Below are 15746 nucleotides of genomic sequence, written 5' to 3'. Positions count from 1 at the left end.
CCCCTCTAATGGGAACCCTGCATAGCCGCACGATTGAGGATCTACTTATGAGCCGTATGCGTGATACTAGCCAATGGCAAGAATATATCGAAAGTTGCCTGGACTTCCGAAGTGAAGAAGGCATCTACCGCGTTGCTCGCGACATGTTTACAGAGCCAGAACTTTTCGACCTAGAAATGGAATTAATCTTCGAAAAGAATTGGATTTACGCATGCCATGAAAGCGAAATCGCGAACAAACATGACTTCGTAACAATGCGTGCAGGACGCCAGCCGCTAATTATTACGCGCGACGGCGAAGGCAAGTTGAACGCGTTGATAAATGCCTGCCAACATCGCGGCACCACTCTGACTCGCGTAGGGAAAGGGAACCAATCGACATTTACCTGCCCTTTCCACGCCTGGTGCTACAAAAGCGATGGTCGACTCGTCAAGGTAAAAGCTCCGACTGAATACGGCGAAGACTTTGACAAGGCTACTCGCGGCTTAAAGAAAGCTCGCATTGAAAGTTACAAGGGCTTCGTATTCGTCAGCCTAAACGTACAGGGCACGGACTCCCTTGAAGACTACTTGGGTGATGCAAAAGTGTTCTTCGACATGATGGTCGCCCAATCTCCTACAGGTGAACTGGAGGTTCTTCCTGGGAAATCGGCGTACACCTACGATGGTAACTGGAAGTTGCAAAATGAGAATGGTCTCGATGGCTATCACGTAAGCACCGTCCACTACAACTATGTGTCGACCGTACAACATCGGCAGCAAGTTAACGCGTCTAAAGGCGTTGACTCCGGCGATACCCTCGATTACAGCAAATTGGGGGCTGGCGATAGCGAAACTGATGATGGTTGGTTCGCATTCAACAACGGGCATAGCGTCCTGTTTAGCGATATGCCAAATCCAGAGGTTCGCCCAGGCTACGCCACCATCATGCCCCGGTTGGTCGAGGAGCATGGCCAAGACAAAGCTGAATGGATGATGCATCGCCTGAGGAATCTGAACGTTTACCCAAGCATGTTTTTCCTGGATCAGATCAGCTCGCAGCTGCGGATCATCCGTCCAATCGCTTGGGACAAGACGGAAATCAACAGTTTTTGCCTAGGCGTGGTGGGAGAGTCCGATGCCGACCGCGAAAATCGTATCCGCCAATTTGAAGACTTCTTCAACGTTTCCGGAATGGGCACGCCGGACGACCTTGTAGAGTTTCGTGAAGCCCAGCGCGGCTTCCAAGCCCGTCTTGAGCGCTGGAGTGACATTTCCCGAGGTCGCGACAAGTGGACAACTGGTCCGACTAAAAACACTGAGACCATCGGGATTTCACCCGCGATGATCGGTGCCGAGTTCACCCATGAAGGTTTGTATGTCAACCAACATGGAAACTGGCAGAAATTTCTGCTTGATGGCCTCGCGCGTAAAGCGGCCGACGCCGAAGCGCTGAAACTGAAAGAGGTGTAAGCAGATGAACTTCGAACTTCAGTACCAGATTGAACAGTTTTTGTTCAAAAAAGCAGAGCTTTGCGACGCCCAAGATTGGGATGGATACTTGGCGCTGTTCAGTGAAGATAGCGTATTCCACCTGCCGCAGTGGGACTCTGAACACGTTTACACCACAGACCCAAAACGCGGAATGTCATTGATCTACTATCCGAATCGCGGGGGCCTGGAAGACCGTGTTTTTCGTATTCGCACGGGTAAAGCCGCATCTGCGACGCCAATGCCAAGAACTTTGCATCAGATTAGTAACGTCCGGATATACCCACTGGAAGGTGGGGAACTCGAAGTACGTGTGAATTGGCAGACTCTATATTACCGACAGTCGACGTCTGAACAGTTTTACGGGCGAGCGACTTACACACTCAGGCCCCATGGTGATAGTTGGTTGATTTCAAAGAAACATACAGTGCTACTGAATGACATGATCAATTCGGTGCTGGATTTCTACCACATTTGAGTCGCAGAAAGGTTAAGTCATGTACAAGGTTGCGTTGAACTTCGCTGACGGCAAGACCCTGTTTTGCCCCGTCCAGCCTAACGAAATTTTGTTAGATGCTGCACTCAAGAGTGGAATCAAGATCCCCTTGGATTGCCGCGAAGGGGTTTGCGCGACCTGCCAAGGCCGTTGCGAATCGGGTAGTTACACTCAAGACTATGTGGATGAGGAGGCTCTTTCGGAGCAGGATCTGGCAGAGCGTAAGGTCCTGTCTTGCCAGACGAGAGTGCAGTCTGACGCGTCATTCTACTTTGATTTCGACTCGACCCTCTGTGGAAGCCAAGGAACAGCTGAAGTAACAACTACCGTCACTGAAGTAATTCAGGTATCTGAGAGCACTGCGATACTGAAGGTCGAAATAGGGTCCGATGCAGCTCCTTTGAATTATCTCCCGGGCCAGTATGCGCGGATTCAAGTTCCGCATACCGAGCACAGCCGCTCCTATTCATTCGCCTGTGCACCTGGAAGTCGGACTCTTGAGTTTTTGGTACGCCTCTTGTCCAGTGGCGTGATGACAGACTATATGCGAGATCGTTGCAAAGTTGGCGATACGATCAAGATGGAGGCGCCATTGGGAGCCTTTTATCTGAGGCATATTGACCGTCCGCTGATAATGGCCGCAGGCGGAACAGGCCTTTCCGCTTTTCTGGGCATGCTCGATCAGTTGGCGCAGAAAGGCGGCTCAGGTTTCCCAATCCACCTCTTCTATGGCGTTCGGACCGAACAAGATTTGTGCGAAATACCTCGCATCGAGGCATACAAGAAAAAAATTAGACACTTCGATTTCACGCCGGTTCTTAGCGATGCGGATGAGAAGTGGCCGGGGAAAAAGGGGTTTATTCCTGAGCATCTCCTGCCGTACGAAACGTCTGACACACCATTTGACATGTACATGTGCGGCCCTCCCCCAATGGTGGAGTCCATAAAGAAATGGCACCAGGATAAAAAACTAACGTCAGTCCGGATGTATTTTGAAAAGTTCACCGAAAGCAATACCTAATCTATTTTAGGCCTTGGCTTATTTGCTGATTCTTCCACTGATTGAGAAACATCGTTAAAAATAATCACTGGGACCGGACTACCAGTTAAATTTAATGATCGCTTGTTATATGCGCAGGTTTCCTATGTCCAAATTATCATTAAAAGTAGAAAAAATTGAAGCTCTTACTCCCCGCATTCGGCGACTTGTGCTTACAGCCAATGATGGGGAAAAGCTGCCTGAATTCACCCCAGGCGCGCATCTAGAGCTGCATATTCCTGGTGAGCGGAAGCAGAAACGCGCATATTCAATCGTGAATTTGTCGGCGCATAACCACTATGAAATTGCGGTACAACTCGATGACAAGAGTACTGGTGGTTCAAAGTGGGTGCACAGCCTCACAGAGGGCCAAGTTATTGAGGTCGACCCACCTCGTAACCACTTCCCTCTAATAGAGGACGCTGAGCACTACCTGCTCATTGCAGGAGGTATTGGCATCACACCAATGTTGAGCATGGGTCGTGCGTTGACGGAGTCCGGAAAAGACTTCACCCTGCATTACGCAGGCCGTGATGCAGTGGACATGGCTTACTTAGACGAAGTTAAGTGTTTCGACAAAAGTCGGTGTTGGATCAGCGGCGGAGATGCAACTAAACGTTTTCCCGCATCAACGGTTTTAGCCAACCCCGGTGCACGAACTCACCTATACATATGCGGCCCAACAGAGATGATCACCTCTGTGATCCAAATAGCTCGGGAGCTCGGCTGGCTCGAAGAACACGTCCACTACGAACTTTTCGCCGGATCCCTTGAAGAGGAAGGTGATCAAGCATTTGAAGTGGAACTTCGCGCAAGTGGCGTGACACTGGCAGTTAATGCGGGCCAAAACCTGCTGGATGTGATGATTGAAGCAGGTTTAGATCCGATGTTTGACTGCCGACGCGGCGACTGTGGTGTATGTGTGAGTCAAATCATTGATGGTGAAGCCGATCACCGTGACATATGCCTATCTGATCGCGAGCGATCCAGCGGCGCCTTCTGTACATGTGTTTCTCGTGCCAAAACTTCCAAGTTGGTACTTGACCTCTAATAAGCAACGGAGAGAACAATGATTCCTACGAATGAACAAATCTCGGATTTGATTCGAGAAGATAGTGTGCATAAGAGTGTCTATACCGACCCTGTTCTTTTTCAACTTGAAATGGAGCGAATTTATGGCCACGCATGGATTTATGTGGGCCACGAAAGCCAAGTCAAAAACCCAGGTGATTACCACACCACTCGTATTGGCGATCAAGATGTTGTAATGGTCCGTGCACCGAATGGACAGGTGAACGTTCACTACAACCGCTGCCCGCACAAAGGGGCAAAATTAGTCGCGGACGGTGACGGCAACGTCGGCAAATTCTTCCGCTGCCCCTACCATGCTTGGACATTCAAGCTGGATGGCTCGCACTTGTCGGCCCCGTTGAAGAGCGGATTCGAAGGAACTTGCTATGACCCTAAACACCCTGATTTCTCTATGGTCAGCGTGGCTCGAGTTGATAGCTATCGCGGCTTTGTATTCGCGAGCCAGGCTTCGTACGGCGAAGATCTTAAGACTTTCCTCGGCGGTGTCGTGACGTCAATTGACAACATGTGCGACCGCTCCCCTGTCGGTGAGCTTGAAGTTGCCGGTGGGATTTTTCGAGTACAGCAACGCTCCAACTGGAAAGTTTTCTACGAAAACCTCCATGACACCATGCATGCTCGTGTAACCCATGAGTCATCCGTTGATGCTGCGCGTGAGGAAGCCGAGGCGATTGGCGAAATGCCGTTCGAACTCCTGATCATGGACGGCAATGGCGAGCCCTACGACTTCTGGGAAAAATTGGAGCTTCGCGCTTACCACAACGGCCACGGCTACATGGAAGCGATTTTCGATCCGGGCGCCGCTGAGCGGGACGAAGTATCGCGTGCGCATTTCGAATGCCTGAGTGAAGCATACGGGGCAGATCGGGCTCGTGACATCATGGGTATGAATCGTCATAACACCGTGATTTACGGGAGTGGTTCGCCTCATACCGTATTCATGCAATTCCGGGTTATTCGTCCCGTCTCGGTCGATAAGACCATGGTCGAAATACAGACCTTCCGCTGCAAAGGTGCACCCGATGTAGTGTTCGACCGTGCACTTACTTACGCGAATGTCATCAACTCCCCTTCTTCCAACGTGATGCCAGACGACGTTGAAGTTTATGCACGCTGCCAAGAAGGCAACATGACCAGAGGGGGTAGCTGGATCAGCATGCACCGTTATGTCGGCACAGATAAAGTTCTCGAAGATGGTGCGGTATCAACCAATGGAACAAGTGAGCTTCCAATGCGTAATCAGTTTGCTGCCTGGAAGAAGTTTATGACTGGAACCATCATCGCCAAGGAGAGCAATAATGTTGCTTGACCGCTCTTTCAACGTAAAAACCGACGACCTGACAGCTACAATTGTTGATGAAGAAACCCTGCGTTCGATCGAGCGGTTTATCTTTAAGGAAGCTCGACTTCTAGACAGTTGGAAGTTTTGGGAGTGGGATAAACTATTCACCGATGACGGAATGTACTGGGTACCTCAAAAGCACAATCAGGTGAACCCGTTTGATCACATCTCCCTCTTTTGGGAGAACCGCATGCTGCGTGAAACTCGCATACGTCGGGTGGAAAATGCTCGCAACTGGTCACAGCAGCCACAGACTCAAACGGCTCACCTGGTAGGTAACGTGTGCATCGAAGGCTTGGATGCAGACGACTTCCTTGTCGTAAGTGCCTCTTTTCAAGCCACCGAATGGCGTCTCGACCAGCGTCAACTCGCCGGACGTTATACCTACAAACTTATCGGCAACAAGGTTGACGGCTGGAAGATCAAGCTTAAGCGAGTTGACCTCGTCAATTGCAACGACGTATTCGCTAATCTGGAGGTATTCGTTTAATGGATCGGCCAGTCGTAATTGCTCTCCATTACCAGAATGACGTCCTCCATGCGGATGGGCGGATCAAGGTAGGTCTAGACTCTGATGGAGAGGGGCGCGCGAATCTGATTTCAGCTGCGACCGAATTGCTACGCGTTGCTCGTAACAACGGCTGGCCTATCATCCACGCGCGTGTTGCATATCGTGGTAATTATTCCGACTTGATTGCCAACGCCCCGATTTTGGAAAACGTAAAAAAGATAGGTGCAGTAATAGATGGATCATGGGGTGCCGAGTTCTTGGATTGTCTAAGCCCGCACGAAAATGGGAAGGAGTTTGTAATTACTCACAAGCGTATCAATGCTTTTTATGGTACGCATGCGGAGGCACTCTTGCACATGCTTGGCGCTCGAACGCTGATTATTGCAGGTGTAGCAACTCACTCAGTTGTAGAGAGTACGGTAAGGCACGCTGTGGATTGTGGATACAACGTAGTGGTTCCCTCTGACGCATGTTCGGCTGCTGATCCCGCAACCCATGAAGCATCACTTAAAAGCATGAGTTTGATCGCCAAAATTTCCAGCGTCCGCCAATTAATTGAGGTGCAATAATGAGCCTTTCAGGAAAAGTTGCAATCATAACTGGGAGCACTCAAGGACTTGGTCTAGATATTGCTAAGGTCATGCTGGCACAAGGTGCCGAAGTAATGCTTGTGGGTCGGAATGCGGTCGTTGGACGTGAACTTTGCGAACAACTCGGGCCATGCGCTTCTTACACCGAGTGCGATGTCGAAAACGATGAAGACATTGACACGTGCATCGATAACACGATCAATGAATTCGGGAAAATTGACATTCTTGTCAACAACGCTTGTATTTATATCGATCACGGTATCGAGTCCTCTCGCGAAGACTGGCACAAAAGCTTAAATGTGAATGTGATTTCCGCGGCAATGTTTGTGCAGAAAGTGTCTCCCCTTTTAAGACCTGGAAGCACCATTGTGAACATCACGAGCACCGGAGGGAAATTCGGTGCAGCAGGCCGAGCACTCTACCCCGCCTCGAAAGCGGCAATGCTTCAGCTAACAAAAAATTTCGCAGTGAGTTTGGCCGATAAAGGCACCCGTGTTCTCAGCGTATCCCCAGCCTGGACTTGGTCCCCCGCCGTCGCAGGCCTGACAAATAACGACGTCGAGCTTGCGGACCGCGTGGGTGCTGATTTCCACCCACTCGGTCGGATAGGGCGCGGTGAAGAGGTCGGTAACGTTGTTGCGTTTCTATGCACCGCTGGAGCTTCTTGGATGACTGGTGTGGACGTGCCAGTCGATGGGGGATTTTCAATCCTTGGCCCGGACAGAGGGCTATCGCCCCGCGTCTGGTTTCAGCGTCATTCCGATTCCGAATAGTTAAATTCAGAGGAGCACAAATAATGGGCGAATTCATCGACATCCAAACCCTGGATAAAGAACAATCGTTTCGCGGTTATCTCGCTGTACCCGCCAGCGGAAAGGGGCCTGGGGTTGTTCTTGGCCAAGAAATTTTCGGTGTCAACGCTAACATGCGTGCAGTCGCTGACCTCTACGCCGAAGAGGGCTATGTCGCGCTAGTGCCAGATCTTTTTTGGAGATTGGAGCGAGATGTGGACCTGGGTTACACGGAAGAAGATTTCACTAAAGCAATCGACCTCTTCCAGCGTATGGATGTAGATCTGGCTGTTCGTGATATTGCTGCAAGCCTTGCCAAATTAGAATCCTTGGATCAAGTCGAAGGCGACGGCCTCGGCTATGTGGGATTCTGTATGGGCGGTAAGCTAGCCTACCTGACAGCTACACGTACCCGTGCAGCTTGCTCGGTCGGGTATTACGGCATGGGAATCGAAGAGTATCTCGACGAAGTGGGCGAAGTTACCGGTCGACTGGTTCTGCACTTTGCCGAAAACGATGCATATTGTGGCACAGAGGCGCGCTCGAAAATTAATGCGGCGCTAAAGGGTAACAAATGTGCAGAAATCTACACCTATCCAAATGTCGATCACGCATTTGCTCGCGCTGGCAGTGTCCACTTTGACAAACCTGCTGCACTCATGGCGCACGAGAGAACTATCGCCGCATTGAAGCGTGAGATAGGCCCTTACTTCAACCTTTCTGATTTGTGGGACGAGCACGTTAAGCACGAGTTCGACACGCGAGACGTTCCGGCGACTATGGCGACTATGGTGGCTGAGCCATACGTCAACCACATCCCAACGATGACCGGTGGGGTCGGAAGCAAAGAGCTAAGCCGCTTCTACCAGCACCACTTTGTTCACGGAAACCCACCGGATATGAAACTCATTCCTCTGTCGCGAACAGTGGGCGCACTTCAGATTGTCGATGAGTTTATCATGTGCTTTACCCACACCACGGAGATCGATTGGTTGATCCCTAATGTGGCCCCTACAGGCAAATATGTCGAAATTCCCATGCTGGGAGTAGTTAGATTCCGAGGTGACAAGCTGTACCACGAGCACATCTACTGGGACCAAGCGAGCGTGCTGGTCCAGATTGGCCTATTGAACCCTGAGGGGTTGCCGATTGCGGGGGTGATCACCGCACAGAAGCTCCTGGACGAGTCGCTCCCCTCAAACACGTTGATGGATAACTGGAAGAACAGCGAACCCGTCTGACGCAAAGGTCTCGGGGGCCCCGTAACCGGATGACCACCAGGCTCCAGTAATTTGGCGCGACGTTTCGCAACATTTTCTCCGTGTAAAACTTGAATCATAGGTGGGCTGCAATGAGCGACTTAGCCATAAAAGACCTGAAAATTTACCACCCTTATATCAATGGTAAATCCTGGCAGAGCGACGACCAACCAGAGCAGATCGTGATCAACCCCTACAACCAACAAGCGATTGCTCGCGTCAAGCTTGCGACAGCGGCTGACATCGACAGCGCTATTGAGGCTGCATTCGAGGCGCAAAAGGCCTGGGGGAAAACGCTTGCAAAAGAGCGAGAGGCCATTCTCTGCCGTGCTGCGGACATCATCGAGCGCCGTCGCGGTGACATCGCGAAGATCCTCATCGAGGAAGGCGGCAATGTGTTCGGCAAAGCGATGTTCGAATGCGACTACATGGTCAGCGCATTCCGCATCGCAGCAGGACAAGCACGAGACATACGCGGAGAGACCATGCCAGCTGACGGTGCTGGGCGTATCTCAATGTCCATTCGCCAGCCACTTGGCGTCATTGCAGGGGTCGGCCCGTTCAACGCGCCGCTGCTGTTAAACGGGAAAAAACTCGCCCCCGCCTTGGCCGCTGGCAACGCATTCCTGCTGAAACCGGCACCGCAAACGCCACTGATTGGGTTGCTGTTTGCTGAAATTCTCGAAGAAGCAGGCGTTCCACCTGGTGTCTTCAACGTGCTGCCGACCACCAATGAAGCACTGGGTGATAAGTTCTTCTCAGACAAACGCGTCAAGATGGTGACTTTCACGGGATCAGCGAAAGTTGGCCAGTACCTGTCTGAGCTTGCTGGGAAATTCCAGAAGCGAATCGTTCTGGAGCTTGGTGGTAAGAGCCCTATCGTAATCCTGAATGACGCCAAGCTTGATTACGCAGTGAGTGCCGCTGCTTTCGGCATTTTCTTCAACCAAGGCCAGGTTTGCATGGCTAACTCTCGGATTATCGTTGAAGAAGCGATCTACGAAAAATTCTGTGCTGCATTCGTTGAGAAAGTCCGCTCCATTCGTTGCGGTGATCCAAAAGATCCTTCAACGATAGTCGGTCCGTTGATCAACTCCAAACAGTGCGAATTCATCCGTGCTCAGATCGATGATGCCCTGTCCAAAGGTGCGACGTTGCTAACCGGTGGAGAGTATCAAGGAAATCTGTTCCAGCCTGCCGTCCTGACCGATGTTGAACCATCAATGGCTGTATACAACGAGGAAAGCTTTGGACCCTTGGTTTCCATTTATATGGCCAAAGACTTCGAGCACGCAGTCGAGCTTGCGAACGACACATCCTACGGACTTTCTTCCGGCATTGTGACCAATGACCTTCAGAAAGCATTTGATTTTGCACTTCGGATTGAAGCAGGCTCAGTTCACATCAACGACAACTCTTTTGACGACGATCCGAACGCACCTTTCGGAGGATTTAAGGAGAGCGGACACGGCAAAGAAAATGGTCGTTATTCGATCCACGACATGACCGAATTGAAATGGGTCACATTACAACTCGGCGAGCGTGCCTTCCCTATCTAAAGTGGAACAATAAATAGCCCCACCGCCATCGGCTGGGGCTTTCTATAAAACTCCTACGCCCGCATCGCCGGGTGCTGCTTCAAAATAATAAAATCAGAAGGCAGCAAGTACATCAGCTTTGTCTCGGACTTTCTAAAATTCCAGGGATCCCAATCCTGCCGTTCTGCTTTAACTCCATTTACCGCTCTACATTGCGTAGAAACTTACCCGGAGTACAAACTGTGGTCAGAAATAATAAAAAAATGGGAACTCTGATAATGCTCGCCGCACTTCAGACCTCCTTAAAAGCTGAAGCCTATGAGTTATATTCGTCAGATAAAGGTGCTGTGAACGCGGATTTCGAATTGGCCTTAGGGGCATTTCATAGCCGTAAAAGTTATGCCCAATCCAGTGACATCAAAACAGGATCAAAAGACTGGCAAGAATCTTATGCAAAATATGGATTCAGCGGCTGGTTTGCAACAGGTGATGCAGAGCAGAGTACTTATGGGGCGCTAAACTGGTTGTCTAGTGCCACATACGGACAAGGCGATGCGGCAGGCTGGACGGATGGAACCGAACGGACCACCAAGATTGAAGACGCTTACCTTGGCTGGAAATCAGGAAATGCTTTTTCGCTGCTTGGTAAGGATGGCCTAGATCTTTCAGTTGGCCGCCAAAATGTCATCGTTGGTGACGGTTTCCTTATTGCTGGAGATGCGCTAAACCTTGGTAAGTCTTTTGGAGATGGGAAATTCAACCGAGGGGGGGCCTATTATCTTACGGGTCGAAAAGCTTTTGATGAGACAGCCGTCATAAAAATAGGTGGCAAAGAAGGCCTCCGCAGCGATTTGATGTGGCTCAAATCAGATAACCCAGCTCAGGGTAAAGCAGAAATAGTTGCGGGAACGCTTGAAAATGTAAATGCCCTAGGGACCGTGGGGCTGACATATTTGAAAGTAACAGATACGGACGAAGCCTTTGACTTCATTGATCGTAAAGGCACCCGAACGGTATCTGTGCGAGCGCAGGGCAATCTAGGACATCCAAATTTGTTTCTAAGCGGCGAGTATGCGCGACAACATAGAAACTCAACTGGCGACGAGAATGCCTGGTACACGGAAGCAGGATGGACTTTTTCTGATATAGCATGGCGCCCCTATGTAAGCTATCGTTTCAGCCGTTTTTCCGAGGGGTACGACACTTTATTCTATGGTAACTTCAGGGCATTAGGAACCTGGTTCCAAGGAGAGGTTGCTAGCAACTACTCAGGCCCCTTCAGTACCAATACACGTATACAGCAAGTCGGCTTGACGCTGACCCCTACGGACAAACTCACATTAGGCGCATTGGCTTATCGATTTGATACCTTAAGCTCCACAGCTGGTGCATTCTCAAATCTCGACGGCAAAGAGCTAGATGTGTATGCCATGTGGCAGGTTACGGACCATATTTCAGCAATCCCCCTAGTTGGCTTCTATAAACCTGACAAGGATATTGAAAGCGGCGGCTCTCAATTGGGTGACAACCGAACCAACGTATACTCACAATTCATTCTCCAAGTGAAATTCTAGTGAGGTGACGGGTTCTAACCGACCCGTCATTTTTTAAAAAAACTTGCCCCGCGCTTTGAAAGTTTTATTCTCATCAGTGGGCATACCGAAGCAACGTGTTCCAATACTTAAATGCGAGCATTAGTATGTCCAACTCTCTATCCATTCGGCTTAGAATTACTCTCCTGGCTGGCCTCTCACTCGCAGCCGTAGTTATTACCCTTGTTTGCATGAATATTTACCAGAGCAGTTCGAACAATGTTCTGGTCAGTCATGAAAGCGAACGCGCTCTAACACAAAGCACTGAACAACTCCTGCTCGCCCAAGCAGCTGAGAAAGCCGCTCTCCTGCAAAAGCTTTATTCTTCGGACGTCATGCTCGCGCACGACATGGCTGAACAGCTTTCCAATCTAGGCAGCGCTGCGAAACGGCTCGGCATATCCGACGCTGCCATCCGCGAAGAAGCCACTAGGGCTATAGAAAGGGCATTCAAACGCAACAAATCTGTCTTAGGGGTATGGGGTGTTTTTGAACCTAATGCTCTTGATGGAAACGACCAAGCTTTTGTGAATGACACGGGCCGCGGATCGAATGAACAAGGCCGGTTTGGTTCTTATTGGAGCCGTTTCGGTGGGGCCGACATCCACAGTGCTATCACAGAAGCCGACTTGAATAAGGAGGATGCGAACGCAGCTGGTGCACCAGCTAATACGTGGTACAGATGCGCATTAGCCTCGGGCAAGCAGTGCCTATTAGAGCCCTACGCTGGAATGGTCGGCACCGAAACCGTACTCATGACGACTGTTGCCATCCCCATCAATATAAACGGGACGATCGTAGGTGTTGCAGGTGTAGACCTTGCCTTAAGTTCGCTCCAAGTAAACGCTGAGCAGGCTGGAGCTGAGCTGTTTAATGGTGCAGGTCATGTTCTGATTGTATCGAGCCAAGGTATCCTTGCAGCTAACAGTGATAACCCTAAAAGTATTGGAGATTTGATTCAAACGCGCCTTGGCGAGTATGGGCAGGAAATACTCCAACTGACTCAAGCGGGTACGGCCACGGTCGTTGCACGGGGAAGCCTAATCAGAGCAATTTATCCGGTGAGGCCGGTCGAGGGGGTGCCAGCCTGGGGAGTTTTAGTGGACGTTCCCAGAGACGTGTTGCTTGCAGACGCATTGAAAATGCAATCAATGCTCAACGACTCACAACGTAGTGGTACCTGGATGACCTTACTTGTTTCAATTGGCGCTGGACTCTTAGGGATGGGCGTTTTGTGGTTAACCGCGTCGGGCGTGTCTAAGCCTATCAATCGTGTCGCTCAGATGCTGGAAGACATCGCTAGCGGTGACGGGGATCTAACACGGCGCCTTGATTACAGCCGTAAAGACGAACTGGGCGCTCTGACGAGCAACTTCAATAAATTTCTAGATAAGCTTCAGCCTACCATCGCCCTCATCAAAACCAGTATCACCGACGCTCGCACGACTGCTGATAAATCGTCCCAAATAGCGCATCTGAATAGTGAAGGAATGCAGCAGCAGTATCGTGAGATCGAGCAGGTAGCTACAGCGTCACACGAAATGAGCGCTACCGCTCAAAACGTTGCTGCCAGCGCCGCCAATGCGGCCACAGCAGCTACCGGCGCTGACGAATCCGCCCGAGAAGGTATGAAAATAGTCGAAACTACAGCTCGGGACATTAAAGCCTTGGCTGAGGATGTCAGCAGAGCGGTCGGTGAAATCGAAACTCTGGCGGTTCACAGCGTAGAAATCGGGACTGTGCTGGAAGTCATTCGCAGCATTGCAGAACAGACCAACCTCCTCGCCCTCAATGCAGCAATTGAAGCTGCACGAGCGGGCGAGAGCGGACGTGGTTTTGCGGTCGTGGCGGACGAAGTTCGCAACCTCGCCAGACGTACTCAAAACTCGGTGGAGGAGATTCGAATCGTCATTGATCGTATCCAAGGAAGCACCCAGGATGTTGTGTCTGCCATGCATTCGAGTCGTGAAAGGGCAAATGTGAATGCTACTCAAATTATCCGAGCGTCCAACGCCCTTACACAAATCAGCGACGCAGTTGGTGTCATCACAGAGATGAACTTGCAGATAGCAAGCGCTGCTGAGGAGCAAAGCTCCGTAGCTGAAGAAGTAAGCCGAAACGTGTCAGCGATACGTAGCGTGACTGAGACACTGACAGGACAAGCCGCTGAATCAGCTAAAGTGAGTGCGCGTCTCAACTCGTTGGCCAGTCACCAGATAAGTTTAGTGAGTCAGTTTAAGGTCTAGTCATTTCAAGCGTTGGTAGATGCAGATACCAAGTACAGTCCGAAAATAAACGTCCGCAAAAGACAGCGATCGGTTCTGTGTTGGCGCTGATGCGAATTTGACCCAAGCCGCCGGAAGTCATTTCCCCATTCGAATACTCAGCAATCGATGACCTTGCGTGGGATTTCAGAGGATGCCCATGGGTCATCAAAAATCAGTAACCTGGGTCAAAATCGCATCAGCGCCAACACATCAAGGCCATCGGAGCCCTCTAGGATATTCACATGCGCTGGTTTCCTTAGCTTCATTGGCCTTGATCATACGACTGGGGTGTTCGGTAGCTACATAGTATGGGTAACCATCTCAAGCTTCAGGGGACTCAGTGATCGCAATGCCTTTTCGCCCCAGTTGTTTAACACCGTACATTGCCTGATCAGCCGCTTTCAGCAACGAACCCAGACTTTGGCCATGATGGGGCACAGAGAGACTCCGATACTGCACGATAGTGATAGCTCTCCTGCGCTTGTCGCTATTGTCTGCGCAATGGCTTCCAGCACCCTCTCAGCGTACTGCTCAGCACTCTCTGGGTTGATAAGATCGGTGATCAGAATCACGAATTCATCTCCACCGTAGCGTGCGACGGTGTCACAAGAACGAGTGAACTTAAGCATGCGATTCGCGACAGCTACGAGAACCTGATCACCGACCTCATGGCCATGCTTATCGTTAATTTCCTTGAAATGATCCAGATCGAGCAACAAAACGGCAAACGCAGTCCCGCTCGATGTCCAGTTTGAGAGGGCCTGATCAAAACGATCGGCGAAGAGGTAGCGATTTGGCAGTTGGGTTAGAACATCATGGATTGCGAGATAAGCCGAGCGTTCGAGTTCAACCTCTGCTCTTTCGATCGCTTTGAAATGCCGAGTCAACACTACCGGCATCAGTACAAATGCCCCCGCGAGAACTGCGAGGATTATCAACGTTTCTGCAGTGAGAATATCCCCTAATCGCAACTGACGCTCAAACAAAAAATCATCGGTTGTGAAATACTCGTGATCTCGACTCGGTCAGACAGCGCCGGCAATAGGAGGCGATCCAGGATACCTGCTTTCTCGGACTCCGTTGAAAAGACATTGCTTTCAGATCCTGCTGCGGTTCTCAGGATGGCACTAACGTGAACCAGCGGATCTACGTTTGCATAATTCACAGGCCGCCTCCTCTCGCTGTCCACTTGGCCCGGATCAGCGACTTTGGGCCGACGATGCGTGGCCAACACGGTTAATCGATACTGGAACTCAGGAAGGGCTCAGTCAGTCGGTCGACCCTGTGCTCTTCGAGCTGTCCTGCCCGCAGGATTTCGTTTGCCTTGGGATAATGCCGTAACAGCTGGCTCGCCTGCCGACGAATGGACGCTGACAGCGCGGCATCTTCTGCAAGCGCCACCAGAAAGTCTCGAGTCTGGATGAACGCGCGTGTGCGCTCGCTCGGCATTGTCATGGTGTCCTCCTATTACGCACTGTGCACGGTCCAGCCGCTCTAAGCTTGATGGCTGCCGACGCAGTTTTTGCCCGGCAGATCGCCTACAGCCTACACCCAAAACAAGCCTGCCCATGGACTCTATCGCAGGGATCAACCCGTTCTGTTTGTGAATCGTCCCCTTCTCCGCCTCGGCGTACCACCATTCAAGTTACCGGGCGCTAAAAAGTCATGAGGTTTGAGAATCTTATATTCTCAAACCTGTTGATTTGCAGTTGTCCACCTGTCAATAAGCCTGCTGTACAGCTGTAATCACGTAGGCCGTA

General features: G+C 50.7%; 14 protein-coding genes and 1 pseudogene. 13 read left to right on the top strand and 2 right to left on the bottom strand.

Going from position 1 to position 15746, the window contains the following annotated elements; all coding sequences use genetic code 11:
• The first annotated feature begins 47 nt into the window (after positions 1 to 47).
• From antA to ACIO0C_RS16520, 13 genes and pseudogenes are all read left to right on the top strand, one after another.
• Positions 48 to 1451 carry an anthranilate 1,2-dioxygenase large subunit gene (gene antA, locus ACIO0C_RS16580; RefSeq protein ID WP_401313812.1) on the top strand — a complete coding sequence of 468 codons (1404 nt, stop codon included), beginning with the start codon at positions 48 to 50 and terminating at the stop codon, positions 1449 to 1451.
• 4 nt (positions 1452 to 1455) lie between these two features.
• Positions 1456 to 1947: an anthranilate 1,2-dioxygenase small subunit gene (antB, locus tag ACIO0C_RS16575; RefSeq protein WP_401313810.1), complete on the top strand. Its 492-nt coding sequence runs from the start codon at positions 1456 to 1458 to the stop codon at positions 1945 to 1947.
• Positions 1948 to 1966: 19 nt separating this feature from the next.
• The gene (gene antC / locus ACIO0C_RS16570; protein ID WP_401313808.1) at positions 1967 to 2986 is read left to right on the top strand and encodes an anthranilate 1,2-dioxygenase electron transfer component AntC; all 1020 of its coding nucleotides are present in this window, start codon (positions 1967 to 1969) and stop codon (positions 2984 to 2986) included.
• A 124-nt stretch (positions 2987 to 3110) separates the two neighbouring features.
• A complete protein-coding gene (locus ACIO0C_RS16565; RefSeq protein ID WP_401313807.1) occupies positions 3111 to 4055 on the top strand; it encodes a PDR/VanB family oxidoreductase in 945 nt (314 codons plus the stop codon).
• A gap of 18 nt (positions 4056 to 4073) precedes the next feature.
• Entirely contained in the window at positions 4074 to 5405 is a 1332-nt protein-coding gene (locus ACIO0C_RS16560; RefSeq protein WP_056854720.1) for an aromatic ring-hydroxylating dioxygenase subunit alpha, read from the top strand.
• A complete protein-coding gene (locus tag ACIO0C_RS16555) occupies positions 5395 to 5928 on the top strand; it encodes an aromatic-ring-hydroxylating dioxygenase subunit beta (RefSeq protein ID WP_056854721.1) in 534 nt (177 codons plus the stop codon). The genes ACIO0C_RS16560 and ACIO0C_RS16555 overlap by 11 nt, the downstream gene beginning before the upstream one ends.
• A complete protein-coding gene (locus tag ACIO0C_RS16550) occupies positions 5928 to 6518 on the top strand; it encodes a cysteine hydrolase family protein (protein ID WP_401313805.1) in 591 nt (196 codons plus the stop codon). Before ACIO0C_RS16555 ends, ACIO0C_RS16550 begins: the two co-directional genes overlap by 1 nt.
• The gene (locus tag ACIO0C_RS16545; protein ID WP_056854723.1) at positions 6518 to 7312 is read left to right on the top strand and encodes an SDR family oxidoreductase; all 795 of its coding nucleotides are present in this window, start codon (positions 6518 to 6520) and stop codon (positions 7310 to 7312) included. The genes ACIO0C_RS16550 and ACIO0C_RS16545 overlap by 1 nt, the downstream gene beginning before the upstream one ends.
• A gap of 23 nt (positions 7313 to 7335) precedes the next feature.
• Positions 7336 to 8571 carry a dienelactone hydrolase family protein gene (locus ACIO0C_RS16540; protein WP_056854724.1) on the top strand — a complete coding sequence of 412 codons (1236 nt, stop codon included), beginning with the start codon at positions 7336 to 7338 and terminating at the stop codon, positions 8569 to 8571.
• 110 nt (positions 8572 to 8681) lie between these two features.
• On the top strand, positions 8682 to 10148 hold the full coding sequence (locus ACIO0C_RS16535; RefSeq protein WP_401313803.1) for an aldehyde dehydrogenase family protein: 1467 nt from the start codon (positions 8682 to 8684) through the stop codon (positions 10146 to 10148).
• 242 nt (positions 10149 to 10390) lie between these two features.
• A complete protein-coding gene (locus tag ACIO0C_RS16530; RefSeq protein ID WP_056854725.1) occupies positions 10391 to 11701 on the top strand; it encodes a hypothetical protein in 1311 nt (436 codons plus the stop codon).
• A 125-nt stretch (positions 11702 to 11826) separates the two neighbouring features.
• Positions 11827 to 13107: pseudogene (locus tag ACIO0C_RS16525) on the top strand (HAMP domain-containing protein); the annotation flags it as partial.
• A gap of 102 nt (positions 13108 to 13209) precedes the next feature.
• Positions 13210 to 13965, top strand: a complete 756-nt coding sequence (locus ACIO0C_RS16520; protein WP_401313987.1) for a methyl-accepting chemotaxis protein — start codon at positions 13210 to 13212, stop codon at positions 13963 to 13965.
• A 422-nt stretch (positions 13966 to 14387) separates the two neighbouring features.
• On the opposite strand, the gene ACIO0C_RS16515 is transcribed toward ACIO0C_RS16520, so the two are convergent.
• Complete coding sequence (locus ACIO0C_RS16515) at positions 14388 to 14972, bottom strand: diguanylate cyclase domain-containing protein (RefSeq protein ID WP_401313801.1); 585 nt, start codon at positions 14970 to 14972, stop codon at positions 14388 to 14390.
• A gap of 250 nt (positions 14973 to 15222) precedes the next feature.
• Entirely contained in the window at positions 15223 to 15441 is a 219-nt protein-coding gene (locus ACIO0C_RS16510) for a BPSL0761 family protein (RefSeq protein WP_401313800.1), read from the bottom strand.
• Positions 15442 to 15746: the final 305 nt, after the last annotated feature.

This window comes from Pseudomonas sp. NPDC087336 (genome assembly GCF_044744285.1).
In the GTDB taxonomy this organism is placed as follows: Bacteria; Pseudomonadota; Gammaproteobacteria; order Pseudomonadales; family Pseudomonadaceae; genus Aquipseudomonas.
This window is presented reverse-complemented; position numbering and strand designations above follow the sequence as displayed.